Below are 23,844 nucleotides of genomic sequence, written 5' to 3' on the forward strand. Positions count from 1 at the left end.
AGGGGAGGCCGGTCAAGTCTCCAGCGCATCAGGCGTGAGCTGGCATGAGCACTTCCTACTCACCCTCACGCTGACTCGCCGGCAGCACACCATTCCGCCGGGTTGCGAGCTACGCTCCTTCGGGCACCACCGACCCCACGGGCGCGGCCACGACCATCAGCTCCTCGCCCGAGGGGGTGACGTCGACGCGCACGGTGTCGCCGTCGCGCACGGCGCCTGAGAGGAGGGCGGTGGCGAGGCGGTCGTCGATCTCGTGCTGCATGAGGCGGCGGAGGGGGCGGGCACCGTAGATGGGGTCGTAGCCGTGGGAGGCCAACCAGGTGCGCGCATCCGGAGTCACCGCGAGCGTCAGACGGCGCGACGACAGGCGGCGCGAGAGGCGGTCGACGTAGAGCGACACGATCTGCGCCAGGTCGTCGGCGGAGAGGGCCTGGAACACGACGATGTCGTCGAGGCGGTTCACGAACTCCGGCTTGAAGGCCTGCCGCACCGCCGCCTGCACGAGCGCCTCCGCGTCGGAGGGCGAGAGCGTCGGGTCGACGAGGAACTGCGATCCGAGGTTCGAGGTGAGGATGAGGATGGTGTTGCGGAAGTCGACGGTGCGGACCTGCCCATCGGTGAGCCTGCCGTCGTCGAGCACCTGCAGCAGCACGTCGAACACCTCGGGGTGCGCCTTCTCGACCTCGTCGAGCAGGATGACCGAGTACGGCCGACGCCGCACCGCCTCGGTGAGCTGCCCGCCCTGCTCATACCCGATGTACCCGGGAGGGGCGCCCAGCAGCCGCGCCACCGAGTGCTTCTCGCCGTACTCCGACATGTCGATGCGCACCAGCGCCTTCTCGTCGTCGAACAGGAACTCGGCGAGGGCCTTCGCCAGCTCGGTCTTGCCGACACCGGTCGGGCCGAGGAACAGGAACGAACCCGTGGGCCGATCTTCGTCGGCGATGCCCGCGCGCGACCGGCGCACGGCGTCGGCGACGGCCTTCACCGCATCCTTCTGGCCGATGAGCCGTCGGCCGAGCTCGGCCTCGAGGTTCAGCAGCTTCTCGGTCTCGCCCTGGGTGAGGCGGTCGACCGGGATGCCCGTCCACGCCGCGATGACCGCCGCGATGTCGTCGGAACCCACCTGGTCGTTGACCATGCGCTCCCCACCCTCGGCGTCGACCTCGGCCTGCTCGGCCGACGCCAGCGACCGCTCGAGCACCGGGATCTCGCCGTACAGCAGCCGCGACGCCAGCTCGAGGTTGCCCTCTCGCTGTGCGCGCTCGGCCCGCATGCGAGCGCTGTCGAGCTTCTCCTTGAGCTCACCGACCCGGTTGAGGGCGGCACGCTCGCGGTCCCACCGCTCCTGCAGCGCCTCGAGCGTGGCGGTGCGCTCGGCGAGGGTCGCGCGCAGGGCGGCGAGCCGCTCCTTCGACGCGTCGTCCTTCTCCTTCTTCAGCGCGAGCTCCTCGAGCTTCAGCCGATCGACACCGCGCCGCAGCTCGTCGATCTCGACGGGCGCGGAGTCGATCTCCATGCGCAGTCGCGACGCCGCCTCGTCGATGAGGTCGATGGCCTTGTCGGGCAGCTGACGCCCCGGAATGTACCGGTTCGACAGGGATGCGGCGGCCACCAGGGCGGAGTCGGCGATCGACACCTTATGGTGCGCCTCGTAGCGCTCCTTAAGGCCGCGCAGGATCGCGACGGTGTCTTCGACCGACGGCTCGCCCACGAACACCTGCTGGAAGCGGCGCTCCATGGCGGCGTCTTTCTCGATGAACTCGCGGTACTCGTCGAGGGTGGTGGCGCCGATCAGGCGCAGCTCACCGCGCGCCAGCATCGGCTTCAGCATGTTCGACGCCGCGACCGACCCCTCACCGCCGCCCGCGCCCATGAGGGTGTGCAGCTCGTCGATGAAGGTGATGATCTCGCCGTCGGCGTCGTTGATCTCCTTGAGCACGGCCTTCAGCCGCTCCTCGAACTCGCCGCGGTACTTCGCGCCGGCGACGAGGGCCGCCAGGTCGAGCGACACCAGCTGCTTGCCCTTCAGCGAGTCGGCGACGTCGCCGGCCACGATGCGCTGCGCGAGCCCCTCGACGACCGCGGTCTTGCCGACGCCGGGCTCGCCGATGAGCACCGGGTTGTTCTTCGTGCGCCGGGTCAGCACCTGACTGACGCGGCGGATCTCGGCGTCTCGGCCGATGACCGGGTCGAGCTTGCCACTCGCCGCGATCTCCGTCAGGTTGACGCCGTACTGCTCGAGAGCGCTCTTCTGCTCGTCGCCGTTCGGGGTGCCCTGGTTGGTCGCCATCTCTGTGGTCCGTCCTCCTGTGTTTCAAACTTGAGTGTATATGACTCAAGTTTAGCAGAGCGGATGCTGCGGCACCAGAGTCTGCGACCATGCGACCCGCAGAAACGCCGAAGGGGCGGCGACCGTCATCCGGTCACCGCCCCTCGGGGTCATTGCTGGTGTCAGCTGTTCTGACGGGCCGCCTCACGACGACGCACGACGAGCAGCAGGGCGCCGGCTGCGAGGATCAGCGCGATGCTGCCTCCCGCGAGCGGCAGGGTGGCGTCGGCACCGGTCGAGGCGAGCTCACCCGATCCGTTGCCCGAGCCGCCGTTGCCGCCGTTGCCGCCGCCGCCGTTGTTCGCGGCGACGATGGTGATGGAGGAGTCGGCCTTGTTGCTGACCGCGCCCTCGATCGTCTGGGTGGCCTCGATCGTGATGGCACCCGCGGCGATCTGGCCGCCGAGCTTGACCGACCACTTGCCGTCGGCGACGGTGGCCTTACCGGCCGATGCACCGTTCAGCCACACCTCGACGGTGGCACCGTTGATGCCGGTTCCGCTGATGGTGGTGGGGCCGCTGCCCTCGGTGAACGAGGAGCCCGACTTGGGGTCGGTGATCTTCGGAGCAACCGGAACCACGTCGAACTTCACCGTGGTGGGGTCGGACACGTTCGGGTCGGCCGAGGCGCGGGCAGCGTCGCTGCTCTGACGCGTCTGAACCGCGGTGACGGTGTACTTGCCGTAGCCGAGCTCGACGTCGACGCTCCAGGCGCCGTCTTCGCCGACCGTGGTGGTCGCCTCGACGTCACCGGTCAGCTCGAGGCTCGCACCGGGCTCGCCCTTGCCGGAGAGGGTGGTGACCTCGGTCTCGACGCGCGAGCCGTTGGCGGGCGACGTGAAGGTCGGAGCGGTGATCGGGGTGGGAACGACGTTCACGGTGAAGTCCGTGGCGGCGGAGCTGTCGAAGCCCCGCTCGGCACGGATCGTGTAGTCGTAGGTGCCCTCGGCACCCGGAGCGACGATTGACCAGTCACCCGAGCCATTGACCGGAACGGTGAACGGGTCGCCCGAACCCTGGGTCACGACGAGGGTCGTGCCCGCAGGAGCCTTGCCCTGGATGCTGCCACCGCTGTAGACGTCGCCGCCGTCGCCGGGGGCCGTCAGGGTGGGGGTGTCGATGAAGAGCGCGACGGTGTAGCCACCGGTCAGCGCGAGGCCCGCCTCGAGGTTGGCACCCCAGACGAACGGCTGGCCCTGAGCGGTCTCGCCGCCACCGGAGAGCACGCCCACTGCGGTGTCGCCCTGGATCATCGATCCGCCCGAGTCACCCTCGGCGGAGGTCAGCAGCGAGCCGAAGCCGTAGACGTAGCGGTTCGAGACCTTGGCCCAGCCGTCGATGACGACGACGGTGCCACTGGTCGAACCGGTGGTGCGGCCGCTCTTCGTGATGGGGGCGTCGGCGACTGCCTCGCCGACCGAGCGCACGGGCACGGTGGAGAGGGAGAGGTCTTCGCTGGCCGCGGTGGTCCAGTCGGTGACCTCGGCCAGCGGGTCGAGGTCTTCGTTCACGACGTTGATCGCGGCGATGTCGACGCTGTTGACGTCGCCGTCGGCGCCGTTCGAGTTGCCGGGGCCACCGTACTGCGAGAACGCGACACGACCCAGCGCGTCGCCGATCACCACGTCGGAGTTGTCCTTCGCGCCGCCGCCTGCGGGGTCACCCGAGGGGAGCGTCAGGTAGCTGTAGGTGTAGGCGTCGTCGCTGGTGCAGTGACCGGCCGAGATGATGGCGGGGGCACCCTCCGGGCTCCAGCCGGCGTAGCCGACGGAGCAGAGGCCGCCTTCGCCGGGCTCGGGGCTCGCGAACGACACGTAGCCGGCGCCGCCGACGACGTCGTTGGTGTCGTACGCCTCGAGCGGAGCAGCGAGCACGATGGGGTCGGCTACGTTCTTAGTGTCCTTCAGAAAGGCCTGCGTGCTGGCAGAAAGGCCGTCGGCGCTGCCCGTATAGGCGAGGACGACTTTGCCATCGGCATTCTTCGAGACGCTCTGCACGTTCTCATCGTCGAGCAGCGCCTGCGCGAGTGCAGTGAACTCCGGGCCGGTCGTGGGTGCGACCCTGTCGTCGCCTGCAGCGAAGGCGGTGGCGCCGAATGTTCCTGTGAGTCCGGCGGTGGCGAGTGTTCCGACCGCGAGATACGCGAGTCTCTTCTTCCAAGTCATAGATGTATATCCCTAGATCCGGTGATGGCTCCGGGGGCATACCGCTATCTCCACTCGTCATGGAACAGATCCCCCGTGCATACAAGGTAGGCATGAAAGTAGCCCCCTGACTAGGGGTATTGCCAGAAATCTCGTAGATTTGCCTAAGTTTCGATCGTGTGGCATAGAGCCGGCGCTGCACCTCGAAAAACCCCTGATCCGACCGCGTTCGGGTGACGTTCAACCCGTCATGGTAAGAACAGATCGTGCAGGTCATCCCCCCGCGAGCGCGTCTGGCGCTCGGTCTCGCAGGCTCGGTGAGCATCCTCGCCGGCTCCTATGCGGTCGGGTGGGTCGGTCCTGCATCGACCCTCCACGATCTCGCCCTCCTGGAGTTCCTCCGCAATTCCCGTGGCGCCGTCGTCGTCGGCGGCGTGCTCATGGTCGCCGGCACTCTCGCCCTGCTGTTCGCCTGGCTCACGCTGGGGGTGTCCCTGCTCCGCCGCGCCGGCGGTCGTGACCGTCTCAGCACCGCCGAACGCCGCGAGCACGAGCGCGTGCGGCTGGTGCAGGTGGTCACCTCGGCGGCGGTCTGGGCCGCGCCCCTCGTCTTCACGCTTCCCCTGTTCAGCCGTGACATGTTCGCCTACGTCGGCCAGGGCCGCCTCATGGCGGCGGGGCTCAACCCCTACTCCGACGGCATGGCGTCGCTGCCCGGCTGGTACGGCATCGGCGTCGACCCGCTCTGGGCCGACGCACAGACCCCCTACGGCCCGGTGTTCGTGTGGCTCGAGCGGGTCGTCGTGATGGCGACGGATGCGCTGCCCACCGAGGTCGCCGTGTTCACCTTCCGGCTGCTGGCCGTGTTCGGCCTCGCCATGCTCGCCTACTACGCCTGGCGCATCGCCCGTCTGCGCGGGCTCGACGAGGCGGGGGTGCTGTGGATCGTCGCGGCGAGCCCGCTCGTGCTCATGAACTTCGTCGTCGCCGGGCACAACGACTCGCTCATGCTCGGCTTCATCGTCGGCGGCGTCTACTACGCCCTCCGCGACCGCCCGGTGCTCGGCGCCGTGTTCATCGGCATCGCTATCGGCGTCAAGCCGATCGCGCTCATCGCGCTGCCCATCATCGGCCTCATCTGGGCGGGCCGTCGGGCCGGTTGGGGTGTGGTCATCCGTCGCTGGCTCGCCGTGGCGGCGATCGCCATCGGTTTCGTCGTGGTGCTCGGCTGGGGTATCGGCGTCGGAGTCGGCTGGATCAGCGCGCTCGCCACGCCCACCGCCGTGTCGTCGTGGTACGCCCCCGCGAACATCATCGGCATGAGTCTCGGCGGCCTGGCGAACGGTGTCGGTCTCGACGGCGCCCTGGTGCAGGAGGTCGTGAAGCTCGCCCTGCTGGCGGTCGGGTGCACCGCCGCCATCTACCTCATGCTGCGCAAGCGCGACGCCGATCCGCTGTGGCTTCTGCTCGGCTGCTTCGCGGCGATCGTGCTGCTGTCGCCGGTCATCCACCCCTGGTACGCCCTGTGGCTGCTCACCCTCCTGGCCATCGCGGGGCGGCAGCGGCTGTGGAGCATCCGTACCGTCGTCTATGCCACGACCTTCTTCGTGCTGATCGGTCTCGCCGAACCGCTCGACATGATCCCCCGGATCGATGCGGATGCGCGCATCGAGGTGGTCGTCATCGGCGCGGCCCTGCTCGGTGTCGCCGCCATCCTCGTGTCGACCGAGCTCCTGGTGCGGCGCCGAGCGGCCGGGCTGGTGCTGCGCACACTGTCGCTGCGCGCCTGATTCTCGGCCGCCGCGGCGCGCAGAGGAGGAAGTACTCCCCTCGCTGCAGCTGCGGAGATGATAAGACAGACGCGTGCCCCCGCTGCCGCCGCGACTGAGGATCGCCCTCGGCGTCGTCGGCTCACTGCTCATCGCGGCGGGGTCGTTCGGCGTCGGCTGGACGGCCCCGGCCTCGGGGGTCGACGCCGTGCCCGTGATCGCTCTGATCCGGCAGAGCCGGACCGCCGTCGTGTGCTCCGCCGTCGCCGTCGCGCTGGGCGCGGTGCTTCTCGTGGCGGCCTGGCTCAGCCTCGGGCTCGCCCTGCGCCCGGGCAACGGCCGGGCCACGCCCGCGAGCGTGGCTCGGCGCGGAGAGTCGACGCTCCGCCACGTCGTGGTGAGCGCGACCGCCTGGGGGCTGCCGCTGATGGTGGCCCTGCCCCTGTTCAGTCGCGATCTTTTCTCCTACCTCGCCCAGGGCAGGCTGATCGCCGCCGGTTTCAATCCCTACGCCACGGGCGTCGCCGTCCTCCCCGACTGGGCCGAGCTGGGAGCAGACGGACGATGGGCCACCGCGCCGACCCCGTACGGGCCCGTCTATCTCGGCCTGGAGGGTCTCGTGACCCAGGCCACCGCCGGCATGCCCGTCGAGACGGGCCTCCTCGCCTATCGGCTGATCTCGGCCGGCGGCCTGGTGCTCGTCGGGTGGGCGGCGTACCGGCTGGCCGTCGTGCGCGGGCTCGACCCCGGCAAGGTGCTCTGGCTGGTGGTCGCGAATCCGCTCGCCCTCACCACCATCGTGCTGGCCGGCCACAACGATGCGGTGATGATCGGTCTGGTGCTGACGGCGGTGCTGCAGGCCGTCGAGCGTCGTCCGGCGCTCGCCTTGGCCCTGCTCGCTCTCGCGGTAGGCGTGAAGCCGATCGCGGCGGTCGCCATCCCGGTGATCGGGCTCATCTGGGCGGGCCAGGGAGCGTCGTGGTGGAAGGTCATCGGTCGGTGGGCGGCATCCGCTGCTCTGGTGCTCGGAGCCGTGGTGCTGCTCGGGGTCGCCATGGGCGTGGGTGCGGGATGGATCGGCGCGCTCGCCACCCCTCTCGGCGGCGGCTCGTGGTACGCCCCTGCGCGTCTGCTGTCTCAGGCGGCGGGGCTGCTGGCCGCGGGGTTCGGCGGAGACCCGCGGGCGGCAGGTTCGGCCATCGGTGTCGTGGTGCTCGCGATCGGGGCCCTCGCCGTGGCCCTGCTCTTCGTGGCGGGCAGGAGGCGCGATCCCGTGGAGCTGCTCGCCGGAGCCTTCGCCCTGCTGTTGCTCGTGTCGCCCGCCATCCATCCCTGGTATGGGTTCTGGCTCATCTGCCTGATCGCGGTCGCCGGTGTACGCCGTGCGTGGATGCTCCGGCTGATCGTCGTGGCGAGCGCCTTCCTGCTCCTCATCGGAATGTGGGAGCCGACCGACCTCATCCCTCGGCTCACGGGCGACCCGGCGATCTTCGTTCCCGTGACGGCGATCGCCGTCGGTGGTCTGCTCGTCGTGGTGGCGCTCTACGAGGTGGCCCTCCGGCGCCGTTTCAGCTCGCGAGGACGGCCGCCCCCTCAGCTTCAGGACGCGCCGGCGCGCGTCACCGGGATCAGCGCTTCGTCGACACCGTCAGGGTGAACTTCGGGTTGCGGGCGACCTGACGGGTGGGGCCGATGGTGCGCAGGAGCGCGGGGCGGTAGGCGAGGTGGGAGTTGTAGACGGTCCAGAGCTCGCCGCCGGGGGCGAGCACGCGGCCGGCGGCCTCGAAGAGCTTGAGGGCGATGCCGGCGTGCACCGTCGAGCCGACGTGGAAGGGCGGGTTGAGCAGCACGATGCCTGCGCTCGCGTCGTCGAAGCCGCTCAGCGCATCGTCACGCACCACCTCTGCCGTGATGTCGTTGACCTCGAGGGTCGCGGCGGCGGAGAGGACGGCGGCTGCCGATTGGTCGGTCGCGACGACCCGCAGCTCGGGCTGTGACCGGGCGAGCGACGCCGCGAGCACGCCGGTGCCGCAGCCGAGGTCGATCGCCAGAGGCCCTTCGGCGCTCGCCCGCCGGCCCTGGCCCACCCCGTCGAGGTGCTCGAGCAGCAGGCGGGTGCCGATGTCGATGCCGGTGCCGGCGAACACGCCACCGCTCGCGCACACCCACAGCCCGAGGTCGTCGTGGAACTCCCGCCTGAGGGGTGCGGGAGAAGCATCCGTTCGCGGGTGCGACGCCACGAGCACTCGCGACTTCTGCCGGGCGAGCGTGGCGCGCACCTCGCCGAAGCTCCCGCCGAGCACGTCGTTCATGGCGGCGGTCATGTGCTTGAGGCGACCGGTGGCGTAGACGACGACCTCGGGCGCGGCCCAGCTTGCGATCGCACGGGCGATCTCGTCGAGCTGCGCGAGGCTGCGGGGAAGGCGGAGGAGCACGACGGTCGCCCCGTCGAGCAGTTCTCGGCCGAGTGGCAGCGAGGTGAAGCGGTCGGCGAGGCGAGGGTCGCCGAAGCGGCCGGCGTTCACGGCGAGCGCGCGTTCCCCGGCGAGCGGATCTTGATGCACCCGGATGCCGTCGAGCCCGAGCACCGCGGCGGCGGCGAGCGTGATGGCCCCGTAGTCGTCGCCGATGACGGTGACGCTGCCTGGCTGGTCGGCGGTGGCCTCAAGCGCTTCGGCGGCCTCGTCGAGCAGCAGCCGGTCGGCGGCGTCGGCAGCGAACAGGTTGTCGGCCTCGACATCGGGCGCACGCCGCAACGCGTCGAACGAGAACTCACCCACCCCTCAACCGTACCGGTTCGGCCCCGTCGCCTCCCCGCCGGCAGCCCGCCGACGGCTCAGCCCTCGGGCACACCCCGCCGCCGCGACGGCCATCCCTCCCGACGACAGCGCCACGGCCCAGACGGTCGCGGCGACGAAGAGCGGGTTCGTGAGGTCGACGCGCAGGGGCATGAGGGCCACCCAGACCACCACGAAGACAGCTGACGCCATCGCCGAAGCGATTCCCGCGACGAGGAACGACAGCACGACTGCCGCTCCCGCGATCAGCCCGACGTGCTCCGCCCGGGCACGTCGAAGGGTCACGACCGCGACCACCACCCCGAGGGCCGACGCCACCACCGCCACCCCGCAGGCGATCGCACCGGCGACAGGGGGGATGATATCGGCCGTCGACAGCGCTACGCCGCCGAGGGCGCTCCCGGAGCCGAGGCCCAGGAGCGCTGCGCCGCCGAGAAGGCCCCGGATGCTTCGCTCCGTGTCGGAAGCAGGACGCGGGGGCGGGCCGTCGCCGGTCATGCCGCCGGCGGCGGGGCGGGCTGCGGGGAGGTGAACGCGCGGCGGAGGAAGGAGCGGGCGAAGGCGGGGAGGACGGGAAGGGAGACGGCGAGGGTGAGGAGGAGGGTGACGACGCAGGCGAGGAGCACGATGGGGACGAGGAAGTCGCCGCTCCAGAGGAAGACGATGGTGAGGGCGTATGACACAGAGGCGGCGGTGCCGATGACGAGGTCGATGACGAGCGCGCACGCCAGCACGACACCGAACGAGCTCGCCACCGTCGCCCACGGCCTCGCGAGACCGGGCACTCGACGGAGCATCAGCCACGGCAGCCAGAGCGCTCCGGCGAGCGCGAGGGCGGCGACGAGGAACACCGGCCAGTCGAACACGGCCTGGCGCGATTGCTCGTAGGCGGTTACGAGCACGGCACCCACGGCGAGCGACGGCATCGACAGCAGGGCGCCAAGCACTAGGCCCGCGAGGCGGGCGCGCCGCCTCGCCGCAGGGCCGAGGACGACAGCCCGAGCGGCAGGCTCGGTAGCAGCCGCAGCCGCAGCCGGTGCAGCATCCGCAGCGGGAGGTGCAGCCGTCGGCTCGAGTTGAGGATTCGTCACCCCATAAGGATGACGGCAGGAGGCGCGGGAGTCAACGCCCGTCGCGGTCGCGCGGCTGCCACACCACGAGCTCGGTGCGCCGCTGCGTGCGCGTTCCGTGCTTGAGCGAGATGACCTCGCCCTCCACACCGGCGGCGAACACACGACGGCCTGGGCGGTTGAGCACCTCTTCGGCGAGCGCTGATTCCAGCTCGCGCACGCGGGCGGTGAGCCCGGCCACCTGGTTCTCGAGCTGAAGGATGCGCGCGATGCCCTCGAGCGACACCCCCTCCGACGACAGCCGCGCCACCTCGCGCAGCTGCACCACGTCGCGCATCGAATAGCGTCGCGACTTGCCCGCCGTGCGGGTGGGGCTCACCAGGCCGATGCGATCGTACTGACGGAGGGTCTGCGGGTGCATGCCCGCGAGCTCGGCCGCCACGGCGATCGCGAACAGCGGCGAGTTCTCGTCGACCTCGTCCCTCATGTCCGCCTCCCAGCGGGGTTCGGTGCCTTCGTTGTGACGGTGGGGGTGGTGACGGATGCCGGGGGCCGGCCCCAGCATCCGTCACCTGACCTCACTCCCGCGCCTTGGCGAGGAGTTCGGTTCGGGGGTTCTCGGCCGGTTCGACCGAGTGGAAGGCCTCGAGCGCCTCGCGCTGCTCGGCCGTGAGGTGGGCGGGAACCGCCACCTGCACGACGGCGAGGAGGTCGCCCTTGCCTTTGGAGGTCTCGACTCCGCGCCCCTTGACCCGCAGCACGCGACCCGACGGGGTGCCGGGTGCGACCTTGAGCTTCACGGGGCTGCCGCCGAGGGTCGGCACCTCGATGGTGGCGCCCAGGGTGGCCTCGACGAAGGTCACCGGCACGTTCACGCGCAGGTTGAGGCCGTCGCGCTCGAACACGGGGTGCTTCCGCACGGTGACCGTGAGCACGATGTCTCCGGCCTCGCCGCCGTCGGGCGAGGGCTCGCCCTTGCCGCGCAGCTTGATCTTCTGCTGGTCGGCGACTCCCGCGGGGATCTTCACCGTGATCGGCTTGCCATCCGCCGTCTGCAGCTTGATGGTGTCGCCCTTCACGGCGGTGACGAAGTCGATCGTGGTGCGGGCTGTGACGTCGCGGCCGCGGGTGGGGCCGTAGGCGCCGAAGCCCCCACGGCCGCCGCCGCGACCGAACATTCCGCCGAGGATGTCGTCGAACCCGCCCGGTGCCTGCTGGTAGCTGTAGCTCGTGCCGCGAGCACCGCCACCACCGCCGCCGAACATGCCGCCGAAGACGTCCTCGAAGCCGCCGCCCTGACCGCCGCCACCCGCCGTGAAGCGGGCGCCGGAGCCCATGGCGCGGATCTGGTCGTACTCCTTGCGCTGGTCGGCGTCGGAGAGCACCGAGTAGGCCTCGCTGATCTCCTTGAAGGTCGCCTCGGCCTTGGCATCGCCCTGGTTCGAGTCGGGGTGGTACTTGCGCGCCAGCTTGCGGTAAGCCTTCTTGAGCTCGGCGTCGGAGATGTCTTTCGACACCCCGAGCACCTTGTAGAAGTCTTTGTCGAACCAGTCCTGGCTAGCCATTCGGCACCGCCACCACGACCTTGGCGGCGCGCAGCAGCGTGGAACCCAGGTAGTAGCCCGACTCGACCACGTCGGCGATGGTCGCCGTGGTCACCTCGTCGCTCGGCTGCTGGAAGATCGCCTCGTGGATCTGAGGGTCGAACTCCTCGCCGGCCGCGGCGAAGGGCTTGAGTCCTACGCGCTCGGTGCCGGAACGTAGCTTCGTGGCGATGGCCGTGAACGGCCCGCCCTCGTCGAGGTCGCCGTGCTTGGCGGCCCGGTCGAGGTCGTCGAGCACGGGCAGCAGCACCTTCACGACCTCGCCGACCGCACGCTCGCGCTCGATCTCGCGGTTCGCCTCGGTGCGCTTGCGGTAGTTGGCGTACTCCGCCGTCACACGCTGCAGGTCGGCGAGCCGCTCCGCAGCGAGATCTTCGGCCGAACTCTGGCCCGAGAGGAACGACAGGTCGGCGTCGGAGAGCGAGGTCTCCACATCCGGTCCCTCAGCCTGGATGAAGGACGAGTCGGGGGTCTCCTCGGCGGAGGCCCCCGACTCGTCAGCAGGCTGACGACCGTCGGTGTTGTCGTCAGTCATGGGTTACTTGTCCTTCGGCTCGTCTTCGTCTTCGACGACCTCGGCGTCGACCACGTCGTCGTCGGCGTTCGACGACTCGGTGGGCTGGCCCTCGTCGCCCGCGGGGGCGGCAGCGTCTGCCTGGGCAGAAGCATAGATGGCCTGGCCGAGCTTCTGCTGGCTCTCGTTGAGCTTGTCGAACGCGGTCTTCACGGCGTCGTCGTCCTCACCCGCGAGAGCGGACTTCAGAGCGTCGACGTCGGCCTGCACCTCGGTCTTGACATCCTCCGGGAGCTTGTCGGAGTTCTCCTTGATGAGCTTGTCGGTCGAGTACGCGAGCGACTCGGCCTGGTTGCGCACCTCGGCGGCCTCGCGGCGCTTCTTGTCTTCGGCGGCGTGCTCCTCCGCCTCGCGCACCATGCGCTCGATGTCCTCCTTGGGCAGCGACGAGCCACCCGTGATGGTCATCGACTGCTCCTTGCCGGTGCCCTTGTCCTTCGCGGAGACGTGCACGATGCCGTTCGCGTCGATGTCGAAGGTCACCTCGACCTGCGGGATTCCGCGGGGCGCCGGCGCGATGCCGGTGAGCTCGAAGGTGCCCAGGTTCTTGTTGTCGCGGGTGAACTCGCGCTCACCCTGGAACACCTGGATGGCGACCGACGGCTGGTTGTCGTCGGCGGTGGTGAAGGTCTCCGACCGCTTGGTGGGGATGGCCGTGTTGCGCTCGATGAGCTTGGTCATGATGCCACCCTTGGTCTCGATGCCGAGGGAGAGCGGGGTGACGTCGATGAGCAGGACGTCTTTGCGCTCACCCTTCAGCACGCCGGCCTGGAGCGCAGCGCCCACGGCGACGACCTCATCGGGGTTGACGCCCTTGTTGGGCTCCTTGCCGCCGGTGAGCTTCTTCACCAGGTCGACCACGGCGGGCATACGGGTGGAACCACCCACGAGCACGACGTGCGCGATGTCGTTGACCGAGACGCCGGCCTCGGCGATCACGTCTTTGAAGGGCTTCTCGGTGCGGGCGAGCAGGTCGCTCGTCAGCTCCTCGAACTTGGCACGGGTGAGCGTGACGTCGAGGTTCGCGGGGCCGTTCTCGGTGAGCGAGAGGTAGGGCAGGGTGATGCTCGCCGACATGCCGGAGCTGAGCTCCTTCTTGGCCTGCTCGGCGGCCTCCTTGAGGCGCTGCTTGGCGATCTTGTCGTTCGTGACGTCGACACCGGTGGTGTCTTTGAACTGCTTGATCAGGTAGTCGACGATCCGCTGGTCCCAGTCGTCGCCGCCGAGGCGGTTGTCGCCCGAGGTGGCGCGCACCTGGATGGTGGAGAAGTCGTCGTCTTTGCCCACCTCGAGGAGGGAGACGTCGAAGGTGCCGCCACCGAGGTCGAAGACCAGGATGAGCTCGTCTTCCTTGCCCTTGTCGAGGCCGTAGGCCAGGGCGGCCGCGGTGGGCTCGTTGATGATGCGCAGCACGTTGAGGCCGGCGATCTCACCGGCGTCCTTCGTGGCCTGACGCTCGGAGTCGTTGAAGTACGCCGGAACAGTGATGACCGCGTCGGTGACGGTGTCGCCGAGGTAGCTCTCCGCGTCGCGCTTGAGCTTGCCGAGGATGCGGGCCGAGATCTCCTGCGGGGTGTACTTCTTGCCGTCGATCTCGGTCGTCCACGGCGTGCCGATGTGGCGCTTCACGCTCGAGATGGTGCGGTCGACGTTGGTGACGGCCTGGCGCTTCGCGGTCTCGCCGACGAGCACCTCCCCGTCTTTGGTGAAGGCGACGACCGAGGGGGTGGTGCGGAAACCCTCGGCGTTCGCGATGACGGTGGGCTCCCCACCTTCGAGCACGGAGACCACCGAGTTGGTGGTTCCGAGGTCGATGCCTACTGCACGAGCCATGGTGGCTGTTCTCCTTCTGTTGGTGCTGCTGAATATCTGAAGTCTTCCAAGACTTGAGCCTTGTGAGATCAAGTTCACCACCGAGCGGATGCTGCGTCAAGCCCGGTTCGCAAAACTTGAGTCACTACGGCTCAACTCTCAGCCCTCGCTCAGCATTCCCGCCGGTGCTACTGTTCCTTCATGACTATTTCTCGACTTACAGCGATGATCTGCGCTGCCGCGTTCGTTGCCGGCTGCCTGAGCGGGTGCAGCGCTCAGGTCGTCGCCGCCTCCAGCCCCGATCCTCGGTGCTTCGATCAATTGACCCCTGGCGCCGAGGAGCGTCTGCGATCTGACCACGCCGAGGTGGAGGCCGCGTGGCCCGCCGAAGTACCGAATCTCCCCACGTCCGTCTTCGCGCAGCTGTTCGTCGCCACCTCAGGGGTGAGCTGCCAGTGGAACGGCGATTCGGGCACCGTCATCTATTCGTCGGTGCAGGCCGACGCCGACGCTCGCGATGCGGCGCGTCGGACGCTGACCGCTCTCGAGTACGACGCCCGCACGGTCTCGTGGGGAACGCTCTTCATCTCAGGAGAGGGCGACGACGCGCTCCGATTCGCAGTGACCGCCGATGGAGTCTTCGGGGCTACCGGCGCAGGCGACTTCGACGACATCTCGCTCTTCCGTTCGGAGCTGGGATGACCCGATCAGCCCGCATACCTGCAGCGCTTCGCGGCCTCAGCGGCGTCGCCGCGCTCGTCGCCGTGCTCGGCACCGCCGGGTGCAGTGGAGGGACGTCGGGGTCGGGCACGAGCACGTCGGAGGAGGCGTGCTCGGAGCTGGTGACAGAGGCGGGGCTGGAGGCTTTGGAGGGGGCGGGGCTGGGGTTCGATGCCGGGTGGCCGCGGGCTGATGACGAGTGGGGGGAGGTGTACTCGGCGATCACCGGGGCTGGGGGGCTCAGCTGCCGATGGGGGGAGGGGGACGAGGGGGCGACGTACTCGGCTGCGAACCTGACGTCGGAGCGGCTCGAAGAGGTCGCCGGCACCCTGGAAGGGCTGGGGTTCTCGCCGGCCGGGTCGGGCGATCGGGTGTTCTACGTGGCGCCCGACGGGCGGCCCGCGGTGTTCGTCGTCACGCCCGACGCCCTGTACGGCGTCGCCGGAACGGCGGCGCATCTCGAAGATCTTGCGCCGTACGAAGGCAGGTGAACAGGCGCGTGTAGCGCCTGCTGTGAAATCGCGGAATCGTCCAGGTGCACCGCCGCATCCGCCATGTACCCGGTGGTCGGGCAGAATCTAGGGTGGCTCTGGCACGCAGCGACGCCTGTCTGCATCACAGTTGCAAGGGAGCACAATGACCGCCTTCATCCACCGCCGAGCCGCCCGCGCGGCGACGGCCGGCCTTCTCGCGCTGGGCCTGACCGCCGCCATCGCCGGATGCTCGTCGAGCGAGGGCGCCGCCCCCGCAGACGGCTCTCCCGTCGAGATCACGTTCCAGTCATGGGTGCCGAACATCGACCAGGCCGTCGACGCGTTCAACGCCGCGCACGACGACATCCACGTCACACTCGAGACCATCACAGCGGGCCCCGACGGCGGCTACGCCAAGATGCTCTCAGCGGTGCAGGCGGGCAACCCCGCCGACGTCGTGCACCTCGGCTACGACGCGGTTCCCGACTTCCTGTTGAACGACGCCGTCGAAGACATCAGCGCCTACGTGAACGACTCCGAAGACCTCTTCGTCCCGTGGCAGTGGGCCACCGGCGTACTCGGCGACGGCGTCTACTCGGTGCCGCAGGCCTCCGGCCCCCTCGGCCAGTTCTACCGCGCCGACATCTTCGACTCGCTCGGCATCGCGTACCCGACGACGTGGGACGAGTACTACGAGGCGGCGAAGACCATCCACGCCTCCGACCCGAACAAGTACATCACCGCCTTCGCCTACAACCAGGCGCCCTGGCTCATCGGACTCTCGCAGCAGGCGGGCGGCAGCTGGTTCGGTACCTCCGGTGACGCGTGGGACGTCTCGATCGACGACGACGCGACGCTGAAGGCTGCCGCCTTCTGGCAGAAGCTCATCGACGAGGGCCTCGTGAAGATCGAGGCCGACTTCTCGAGCGAGTGGAACGCCGACATCCAGAACGGCAACATCGCGACCTGGATCTCGGGCTCGTGGGCCGACGCCATCCTCCGTGGCACCGCCCCCGACACCGCCGGTAAGTGGGCTGTCGGACCGATGCCCCAGTGGAAGGCCGGCGAGAACGTCTCTGCGACCTGGGCGGGCGGCTCCGGCGTCGCCGTGCTGAAGGGCTCGAAGCACCCGGAGCAGGCCGCGGAGTTCGCCGTCTGGCTGAGCTCCGACCCCGAGAGCGTGAACATCCTCACCAACGTCGGCGCGGGCTGGCCCGCCCTCGCCGACACCAGCGAGATTACCGCCCTTCAGAACGACCCGGAGGTCTTCGGCTTCTACGGCGGCCAGGACATCTGGGACGTGTTCGCCGAATCCGACGCCGCTGTCGACAACTCGTGGAAGTGGCCGCCGCTGTCGTCGACGCTATTCGCCTCGCTGACCGACAACGTCAAGAGCGCCGTCGACTCGGGAACGCCCCTGACGGACGCCTTCACGAAGACGCAGACCGACATGGTCGATGCCCTGAAGGCCAAGGGCATCTCGGTCAACTGACACCATCGGGGGTGGGGTGCCGAGCGGCGCCCCACCCCCGATCCGTTCCACCCGTTCCGACCCGAAGGAGCCCGGCCATCGCCGTGACCGCCACCGCCCCCGCCCCCCGCCGGCGCCCGCGCGCCGCCCTGCTGGTGCTCACGGTGCCTTTCCTCGTGATGTTCGCGCTGTTCTTCGTGGCGCCCATCGTCTACGCCGTCGTCGACAGCCTCTACTCCACGAAGGCCTCGGGCCTCGGCTTCGGAGCGCCGCAGAAGGTCTTCGTCTTCCTCGACAACTACGTCGCCGCCCTGTCGAACCCCTCCTTCGTCGAGAGCCTCGGCCGCCTGCTGCTGTTCTCGCTCATCGAGGTGCCGCTCATGGTGGTCACAGCCCTCGGCCTCGCCCTCCTGCTGGAGTCGGCGCGCGCGAGACTCCCCCGCTTCTTCCGGGTGCTGTATTTCGTGCCCTACGGCGTCCCCGGGGTCATCGCCGCCCTGCTCTGGGGCTTCCTCTACATCCCCGCCACGAGCCCCGTGCTGCAGCTTCTGGGCGCCGTCGGCATCGACATCAACCCGCTCTCCTCCAGCGGCGTGCTGTTCGCCATCGCGAACATCGCCCTCTGGGGCTTCGCGGGCTACAACATGCTCATCCTCATCTCGGCCCTGCACGCCATTCCGAGCGAGCTCTACGAAGCTGCACGCATCGACGGCGCCTCCGAATGGAAGATCACCTGGCAGATCAAGCTGCCCCTCGTGCGGCCCTCCATCATCCTGGTGACGGTCTTCACCATCATCGGCACGCTTCAGCTGTTCGTCGAACCGCTGGTGCTGCGGCCCCTCACCACGGCGATCAGCTCCGACTTCACCCCGAACCTCGCCGCCTACAACCAGTCGTTCGCCCAGGGCAACCCGAGCCTCGCCGCCGCGATGGCGGTGATCGTCGCCCTCCTCGGCTTCGTCTTCTCCTTCGGCTTCCTGAGGCTGGTCAACCGGAAGGACAACCGCGCATGGTGACGCAGACCTCCCGCATCTCGCGCTCGCAACGCATCAAGCAGCCCGTCGGCAGCTCGATCGTCGTCAACGGCGTGCTGGTCATCGCCGGCATCTACTTCCTCCTGCCCATCGTCTGGGTGCTCGTCGCGGCTACGAAGTCGCCCGGCCAGCTGTTCAGCAGCTTCGGGCTCTGGTTCTCCGACTCGCCCCAGGCGGTCGGCAACCTCGTCAGCCTGTTCACCCAAGACGGCGGCATCTTCACCACCTGGGTGCTGAACAGCGTCGTCTACGCCGCCCTCGGCGCCTTCGTCGCGATGGTGATCTCGGCCGCCTGCGGTTACGCCTTCGCGAAGTACGTCTTCCGCGGTCGCGAGACGCTGTTCTCGATCATCCTGGGCGGCGTGCTGGTTCCGGCGACGGTCATCGCCCTGCCGCTGTACTTCCTGCTGAACGCGGTGCAGCTCACCGGCACGTACTGGGCCGTCCTGCTGCCCAGCATGGTGAGCCCGTTCGGCGTGTACCTCGCGCGCATCCACGCCAACGCGGCGGTTCCCGACGAGGTCATCGAGGCCGCGCGCATCGACGGCGCGGGCGACCTGCGCATCTTCGCCTCGATCGCGACCCGGATGATGGCGCCGGCCCTGGTGACGATCTTCCTGTTCCAGTTCGTCACCATCTGGAACAACTACCTGCTGCCGCTCGTGATGCTGAACAACCCCCAGACCTTCCCGGTGACGCTCGGACTCACGCTCTGGAACTCGCAGACCCAGCGCGACCCGATGTTCTACCAGCTCGTCGTGACCGGCTCCGCCGTCTCAGCGATCCTCCTCGTGGTGCTCATGATCTCGCTGCAGCGGTTCTGGAAGGCCGACCTCACGGCCGGTTCGACGAAGGGATGACCGTGACCACCCCCCTCACCGGCCCCGTGCCCTCCCACCTGCCCCCTCGCCTCACCATCACGCTGTGGGACTTCTCGTGGTACACCCGTGCCGAGCCGGGCGGCCCCTTCGAGGATCTGGATGCTGCGTGCGCCGAGGCCGCGGCTCTCGGCTACAACACCATCCGCATCTGCGCCGCCCCGCTTCTGCTGCACGGCGCGCTCGACCACGCGGGCGAGCCGATCGCGCACTCCGCGCGGGAGCTCGAGATCGAAGGTCTCGGCGCGTCGACCGGCCTGGGGCGGTACGGCCAGCGCACGCGGTGGTACGACGCGCCGGGCGGCTACACCATCGACGTGGGAGCTCGGCTGATCGCGCTCTTCGACGCGGCCGAGCGGCACGGTCTCGTCGTGGTGCTGGCCAGCTGGGAGTACCAGCAGTCACCTGCCTTCGCCCGCTCACCCGCCTGGTTCGAGGCGATCCACGCGGTGCCGCTGCACGAGCGCTACGCCGTGCTCGCGGCCGCGTGGAGCCGGCTGATCGACGAGCTGACCGCCGCGGGCCACCGTTCACGCATCGCCCTGGTCGAGCTGCACAACGAGGTCGACTTCTCGCTGCTGGCTCCCCTCGAGGAGGGAGGCGCGGAGGCTGTCACGAGCCTTCGGGAAGAGCATCCCGACCTGCTGTTCACGGCGAGCTACGGCAAACCCCCGCACCTCGCGATGCACCAACTCCCCGAGGGCCTCGCAGCCGCGCAGTTCCACGTCTACAGCTACGGCGTTCTGGATGCGCTGCAGCGGCTGGTCGACATCCGCTCGGAGGGCAGCAGCGATTTCCCGAACGCGGCACTGCAGGGTTTTCTGCGGCCCGACGCCCCGACCCCCGCCGAGTACGGACGCGCGGCGGAGTGGAAGTACCGGGCGACGGTGGTGACCGATCAGATGATCTACGGCTACGACTGGCTCGACGCCGACGCATGGGACACGTGGCTCTACGACAACTACGGTGCCTACCGCGAGGTGATGCTGCGGGAGATCGAGTCGCGGGTGATCGCCGTCGCCGAGTGGGCGAGGTGGAAGCAGGTGCCCGCGGTCGTCGGCGAGGGATGGATCGGTTACACGCCCCTGCACGGCACCTTCGAGGAGGGGCCGGTCGGGCGCGCGCTCGCCGAGCACGGGATAGCGACGGCTCTGTCGCACGGCGTGTGGGGTGTCGTGCTCTGCTCGAACGCGGCGCCGCACCACCCGATGTGGCGTGATCGGGAGTGGCAGCTGCGCCTGAACGCGCAGATCCTCGCAGCGTGACGGCTTGGCTGACGTCCGTCAGCGCTCGCGGAAGGTCGCGCGATAGTCCGTGGGGCTCACCCCGTTGATCGTGCGGAAGTGCCGTGAGAAGTAGAACGGGTCGTCATAGCCCACGGTGTGGGCGATGTCGGAGATCGAGGCGTCGGTCGTGATGAGGAGCTCGCGGGCGCGGGCGCTGCGGAGCCGCTTCTGGTACTCCACCACCCCCATGCCCGACACCTTGCGGAACCTCGCCGAGAAGTGGGAGACGCTGAAACCGGCGACCGTCGCGAGCTCCAGCACACCGACCGTCACCGTCAGGTTCTCGCGCAGGAAGTCCTGGGCCGCGAGGATCGGGTCGCCGGCCCGTTTGGCGCCCCGGGCTCGATCGGCTGCGAGTTGCGCGAGCAGACCCCACGCCGCACCCGACGCGGAGAGCAGACTGGCGTCGGTGTCGTCGCGCTCGAGCGAGGCGACCACGTGCTCGAGCGCGGCCCGGGCAGCGTACGGGTCGTGCACGGCGAGCACGGGGTCGAACCCGCCCTCGTCTGCGGTGATGGCGGCGGCCAGCACGGTGGCGTCGGCACCGGTCACGTGCATCCACCAGATCGTCCAGGGATCGCTGGGTTCGGCTCGGTAGCGGTGGGGCTCGTCGGCGGGGAGCACCACGACCTGCCCGGGTGAGACGCGATGCGCCCTCCCGCGCAGATCGACCACGCCGGCTCCGTCGGTGCAGAGCATGACGACGACCTCGCGAGCGCCGTGCGGGCGAGCGCGACCGTGAGCCGCTGCGTGCGGGAAGAGGCCCGCATCCGTCACCAGGAGCCGCTCGGTGAGAGGCGAGTGAAGCGCCTCGGCCACTCGGGGGCGGGGAAGCACCCGGAGCCGCTGGCCGGGGAAGCCGTCGCGGATCAGCACGGTCGCAGTCTAGCCGCGCCGATCCGCGGCCCCCGGGTTCACTCCTCGGCCTCGCGGGAGAACAGCAGCATCTCGGGGAGGCTGGTGGCGAAGTAGTCGGTCACCCCGTCGTCGCCCACGGCCTGCGGGGCGGTGAACCGCGATCGCGCCTCGCCCAGGGTGGCCGGCGGGTCTGCGGGCACGAGACCCAGCGATTCGCGTACGTCGTCCCACGCGCGGAGCGCCCGCCCCTCGCCGCCCTCCCAGGGATGGAAGGTGCGGGTGGTGAGGATGTCGTAGGCCTCGGAGGCCCTGCCCTCGGCCGCCAGCAACTCCACGTACACGACGGTGAAGTCGTCTCGGGAGAGCACGAGGTCGCGCACCCCGTCGAGTCGGGAGAGACGAACGGATGGGGCGTGGCCGAGGCGCTCGGAGAGCTGGTCGTGTTCGTATCGCAGCCGCGCATCCTGGGGCGCACGCTCGATCGCACTGCCGTATCGCTTCCAGGCGAGCTCGTCGTCGTGCGCGACCGAGTACGCGGCGAGACCCGCGTTCCTCAGCAGCACGGGGTCGTCTCCGCCGTGTGCGATGGCTCGTTCCCAGCAGTCGAGGGCATCGCGGCGCCGCCCGTGGGCGTAGAGCAGCATGCCGAGCAGCGAGAGGGCGGTGACGTCGTCGGGCTCGACCGCGAGTGACTGCGTCAGGGCGTCGTGGGCGTCGAGACCGAAGGGGAACGCCCACGACGTGTCGCTCGCGCGAGCTCGGCGGCGGCGCTCGGCAGCCTCCTCCGCCCTGCCCAGCAGGTCGAGCAGGCCGGCAGCGACGTAGTGGGCCACGGGAACGACGTTGCCGGCGGCGGTGGCGGGCGCGTCGACGAGTCGCTCGAGCACTGCGAGCGCCTCGTCCGCCGCCCCGGCCGTTCGCAGTTCGAACGCGACGTCGAGGAGCAGACCGGGGTCGGAGGGGTACGAGTGACCCGACAGCACGCGCACCGTCGGGTTGAGCGGCTCGAGTGCGAGCTCCGCTCGCAGGAGGTCACCCGCCTCGTCGGGCCGCCCCGCCGCTCTCAGCACGATCGCTCGGAGCACCGCCCGCCGACTGTCGTGACCGACCACGCCGTCGAGCGTGTCGAGCACGCGTTCAGCGGCCCGGTGGCGTCCTCGTCGCAGGAGCGAGGCGGCCAGCTCGAACCCGGCAGCAGCAGCCCAGGTGCCGTCCCACCCGGCCTTCCCGAAGTGCTCCTCGGCCTCGACATCGCGGCCCAGGCGACGGAGCGCCAGGCCGGCGAGGTAGTACGCCTCGGTGTCGAGCGGGTTGCCGTTGCGGCGGGTGAGGCGTTCGAGGGCGAGTTCGGCGTGGGCGAGCGCCGAACCGTAGCGTCCGGAGCGGTACTCCCCGTCGCCGATGGCGAGATTGGTGCGGATGTCGCCCGGGTCGCGGCGGAGCGCTTCGTGCCAGTAGCTGCGAGGCGATCGGGTGGGGTGTCGGTACTGGCTGAGGTGGAGGCCGGTGAGGTACAGCTCCTCCACCGTGTCGATCTGCTCGGGCGCGCTCGGCTCCTCCGCGGTCGAGGGCTCACCGCCCGAGTGCGCGACCGGCGCGGTCCAGCGCACGAGCACCGTGCCCTCCGCGGAGAGGAGCTCGACCACGGTGGACGGTTCGACCGACTCGAAGCCGATCGACTCCACCCGACCGGGAGACAGGTCGACGGTGCGCGACGCGACGGGTGTCTCCCCGTTCCGCACCCGCAGCACGGCCGCCCGCCGAGGTGCCGTCGTCGCGACGCGCGCCTCGCACCTCGCACCTCGGCGAACGTGCACCGCAGCATCCGGTGTCGCCTGGTGAGCCGCACCGATGCCCGGGATGGGGAACCAGAACTGACTGAAGACCTTCGTCTCACCGGGGAGCAGCCACGAGAAGTCGGGCTGGTTGTCGGTGTAGACCCCCGCCATGAGTTCGACGTACGGCCCGTCGGCATCGGTGAGCTGCGCATCCCAGGCCCGACCGAAATCGGCGTCACCCCAGGTCCACTGCTTCTTGCCGGGCGAGAGCCGGCGTTCGGCCCAGTGCACGAACCCGGCGTTCTCGGCGTGGTCGTAGCCGCCGAAGAAGTCCTGGCGGGAGTCGACGACCATGTAGGAGGTGGGCACAGGGATGTTGCGGTAGAAGTCGATGCGGTCGGCGCCGGGCTGCTCGTCGGCGAGCGCCGGATAGTCGACGCCGTAGTACGGGCGGTCGGCGCGCGGGAAGGCCGTGATCGCGCGGCGCGCGTGATCGGCGACGTACCGCACGTCTTCGGGGAAGAACGACTGGTAGTCGTCGTGCACACGCGCTGCGACGTTCGCCCACCAGAGGAAGGACTGCCGCTCGCTGGTGCGGTTGTGCAGACGCACCACCACCTCGACGACCGAGCTGTCGGGCCGCAGCCGCACCCCGTGCTGGCCGGCCATACGCGCGAACGGGTCGTGATCGGCGCACCAGACGGTCACCGATCCGTCGGGGCCGTACTCGATCGAGTGCTCGACCGGGAGCACCGTGGCGGGGCGGTGGTGCTGCGGCCAGTTGAACTCCACGCCACCGCTCACCCAGGGCCCGGCGAGCCCGACGAGTGCCGGCTTGATGACGTTGTTGCGGTAGAAGAAGTCGTAGTCGGTGGTCTTGTCGTAGCCGATGTGGATGCGGCCGCCCAGCTCGGGAAGCACCACCAGTCGCAGAAAGCGGTTCTCCAGATGCACGGCCTGCCACTCCCGCGGCTCGGCGGTGTCGGAGACGGCCTCGGTGAACGGGAGGGGGTACACCTTGCCGCTCGACCCCTGGTACACCCGGTGGTCGAGATACATCGGATAGACGCTCGGCTCGGCCGCCGGGTAGGTGAGGATGGAGAGCGGCTCGCTCCACGCGACGGGCCGGCCCTCGGCCAGTGCCGACTGGAGCTCCTCCGGCGCGCTGGGGAGTTCGATCCGGCCTGCGCCTTCGACGGATCGGGGCGAGGGGCTGGTCGATTCGATCGTCATCCGAGTTCTC

The 23,844-nt window shown here is 69.6% G+C and carries 19 protein-coding genes; 8 read left to right on the top strand and 11 right to left on the bottom strand.

What is annotated here, in order from left to right; genetic code table 11:
• Positions 1-109 precede the first annotated feature (109 nt).
• Positions 110-2,293 carry an ATP-dependent Clp protease ATP-binding subunit gene (locus HL652_RS18310; RefSeq protein WP_171706640.1) on the bottom strand — a complete coding sequence of 728 codons (2,184 nt, stop codon included), beginning with the start codon at positions 2,291-2,293 and terminating at the stop codon, positions 110-112.
• A gap of 161 nt (positions 2,294-2,454) precedes the next feature.
• Positions 2,455-4,497 (bottom strand): S1 family peptidase, encoded by a 2,043-nt coding sequence (locus tag HL652_RS18315; protein WP_171706641.1) that lies wholly within the window; start codon positions 4,495-4,497, stop codon positions 2,455-2,457.
• 245 nt (positions 4,498-4,742) lie between these two features.
• Here HL652_RS18315 and mptB (HL652_RS18320) point away from each other — a divergent pair, with 245 nt between their 5' ends.
• Complete coding sequence (gene mptB, locus HL652_RS18320) at positions 4,743-6,266, top strand: polyprenol phosphomannose-dependent alpha 1,6 mannosyltransferase MptB (protein ID WP_171706642.1); 1,524 nt, start codon at positions 4,743-4,745, stop codon at positions 6,264-6,266.
• Positions 6,267-6,339: 73 nt separating this feature from the next.
• Positions 6,340-7,902 (top strand): polyprenol phosphomannose-dependent alpha 1,6 mannosyltransferase MptB, encoded by a 1,563-nt coding sequence (gene mptB / locus HL652_RS18325; RefSeq protein ID WP_171706643.1) that lies wholly within the window; start codon positions 6,340-6,342, stop codon positions 7,900-7,902.
• On the opposite strand, the gene HL652_RS18330 is transcribed toward mptB (HL652_RS18325), so the two are convergent.
• The 7 genes from HL652_RS18330 to dnaK form a co-directional block, all read right to left on the bottom strand.
• Positions 7,874-9,025, bottom strand: coding sequence for a class I SAM-dependent methyltransferase (locus tag HL652_RS18330; RefSeq protein WP_171706644.1), 1,152 nt, complete (start codon positions 9,023-9,025; stop codon positions 7,874-7,876). The two genes, mptB (HL652_RS18325) and HL652_RS18330, sit on opposite strands and share 29 nt — an antisense overlap.
• Before the next feature lie 3 nt (positions 9,026-9,028).
• A complete protein-coding gene (locus HL652_RS18335) occupies positions 9,029-9,541 on the bottom strand; it encodes a hypothetical protein (RefSeq protein WP_171706645.1) in 513 nt (170 codons plus the stop codon).
• Complete coding sequence (locus HL652_RS18340) at positions 9,538-10,134, bottom strand: hypothetical protein (RefSeq protein ID WP_171706646.1); 597 nt, start codon at positions 10,132-10,134, stop codon at positions 9,538-9,540. The genes HL652_RS18335 and HL652_RS18340 overlap by 4 nt, the downstream gene beginning before the upstream one ends.
• Before the next feature lie 31 nt (positions 10,135-10,165).
• The gene (locus tag HL652_RS18345; protein WP_171706647.1) at positions 10,166-10,600 is read right to left on the bottom strand and encodes a heat shock protein transcriptional repressor HspR; all 435 of its coding nucleotides are present in this window, start codon (positions 10,598-10,600) and stop codon (positions 10,166-10,168) included.
• Positions 10,601-10,691: 91 nt separating this feature from the next.
• The gene (locus HL652_RS18350) at positions 10,692-11,678 is read right to left on the bottom strand and encodes a DnaJ C-terminal domain-containing protein (RefSeq protein ID WP_171706648.1); all 987 of its coding nucleotides are present in this window, start codon (positions 11,676-11,678) and stop codon (positions 10,692-10,694) included.
• Positions 11,671-12,252 (bottom strand): nucleotide exchange factor GrpE, encoded by a 582-nt coding sequence (locus HL652_RS18355; protein ID WP_171706649.1) that lies wholly within the window; start codon positions 12,250-12,252, stop codon positions 11,671-11,673. Before HL652_RS18355 ends, HL652_RS18350 begins: the two co-directional genes overlap by 8 nt.
• Before the next feature lie 3 nt (positions 12,253-12,255).
• Complete coding sequence (dnaK, locus tag HL652_RS18360; protein ID WP_171706650.1) at positions 12,256-14,124, bottom strand: molecular chaperone DnaK; 1,869 nt, start codon at positions 14,122-14,124, stop codon at positions 12,256-12,258.
• Between the two features lie 180 nt (positions 14,125-14,304).
• On the opposite strand from dnaK, the gene HL652_RS18365 reads away from it, so the two are divergent.
• The 6 genes from HL652_RS18365 (at position 14,305) to HL652_RS18390 (ending at position 19,944) form a co-directional block, all read left to right on the top strand.
• Positions 14,305-14,805, top strand: a complete 501-nt coding sequence (locus HL652_RS18365; protein WP_171706651.1) for a hypothetical protein — start codon at positions 14,305-14,307, stop codon at positions 14,803-14,805.
• A complete protein-coding gene (locus tag HL652_RS18370) occupies positions 14,802-15,314 on the top strand; it encodes a hypothetical protein (RefSeq protein ID WP_171706652.1) in 513 nt (170 codons plus the stop codon). Before HL652_RS18365 ends, HL652_RS18370 begins: the two co-directional genes overlap by 4 nt.
• A 145-nt stretch (positions 15,315-15,459) precedes the next feature.
• Complete coding sequence (locus HL652_RS18375; protein WP_171706653.1) at positions 15,460-16,788, top strand: ABC transporter substrate-binding protein; 1,329 nt, start codon at positions 15,460-15,462, stop codon at positions 16,786-16,788.
• Positions 16,789-16,871: 83 nt separating this feature from the next.
• The gene (locus tag HL652_RS18380; RefSeq protein WP_253743441.1) at positions 16,872-17,783 is read left to right on the top strand and encodes a carbohydrate ABC transporter permease; all 912 of its coding nucleotides are present in this window, start codon (positions 16,872-16,874) and stop codon (positions 17,781-17,783) included.
• Positions 17,777-18,661, top strand: coding sequence for a carbohydrate ABC transporter permease (locus tag HL652_RS18385; protein WP_171706654.1), 885 nt, complete (start codon positions 17,777-17,779; stop codon positions 18,659-18,661). The genes HL652_RS18380 and HL652_RS18385 overlap by 7 nt, the downstream gene beginning before the upstream one ends.
• A 2-nt stretch (positions 18,662-18,663) precedes the next feature.
• Positions 18,664-19,944: a cellulase-like family protein gene (locus tag HL652_RS18390; RefSeq protein ID WP_253743443.1), complete on the top strand. Its 1,281-nt coding sequence runs from the start codon at positions 18,664-18,666 to the stop codon at positions 19,942-19,944.
• 18 nt (positions 19,945-19,962) lie between these two features.
• Here HL652_RS18390 and HL652_RS18395 read toward each other — a convergent pair whose 3' ends face one another.
• The gene (locus HL652_RS18395; protein ID WP_253743445.1) at positions 19,963-20,841 is read right to left on the bottom strand and encodes an AraC family transcriptional regulator; all 879 of its coding nucleotides are present in this window, start codon (positions 20,839-20,841) and stop codon (positions 19,963-19,965) included.
• A gap of 38 nt (positions 20,842-20,879) precedes the next feature.
• Positions 20,880-23,834: a tetratricopeptide repeat protein gene (locus HL652_RS18400; protein ID WP_171706656.1), complete on the bottom strand. Its 2,955-nt coding sequence runs from the start codon at positions 23,832-23,834 to the stop codon at positions 20,880-20,882.
• Between the last annotated feature and the right edge of the window lie 10 nt (positions 23,835-23,844).

The organism is Herbiconiux sp. SALV-R1 (assembly GCF_013113715.1).
Taxonomy (GTDB): domain Bacteria; phylum Actinomycetota; class Actinomycetes; order Actinomycetales; family Microbacteriaceae; genus Herbiconiux.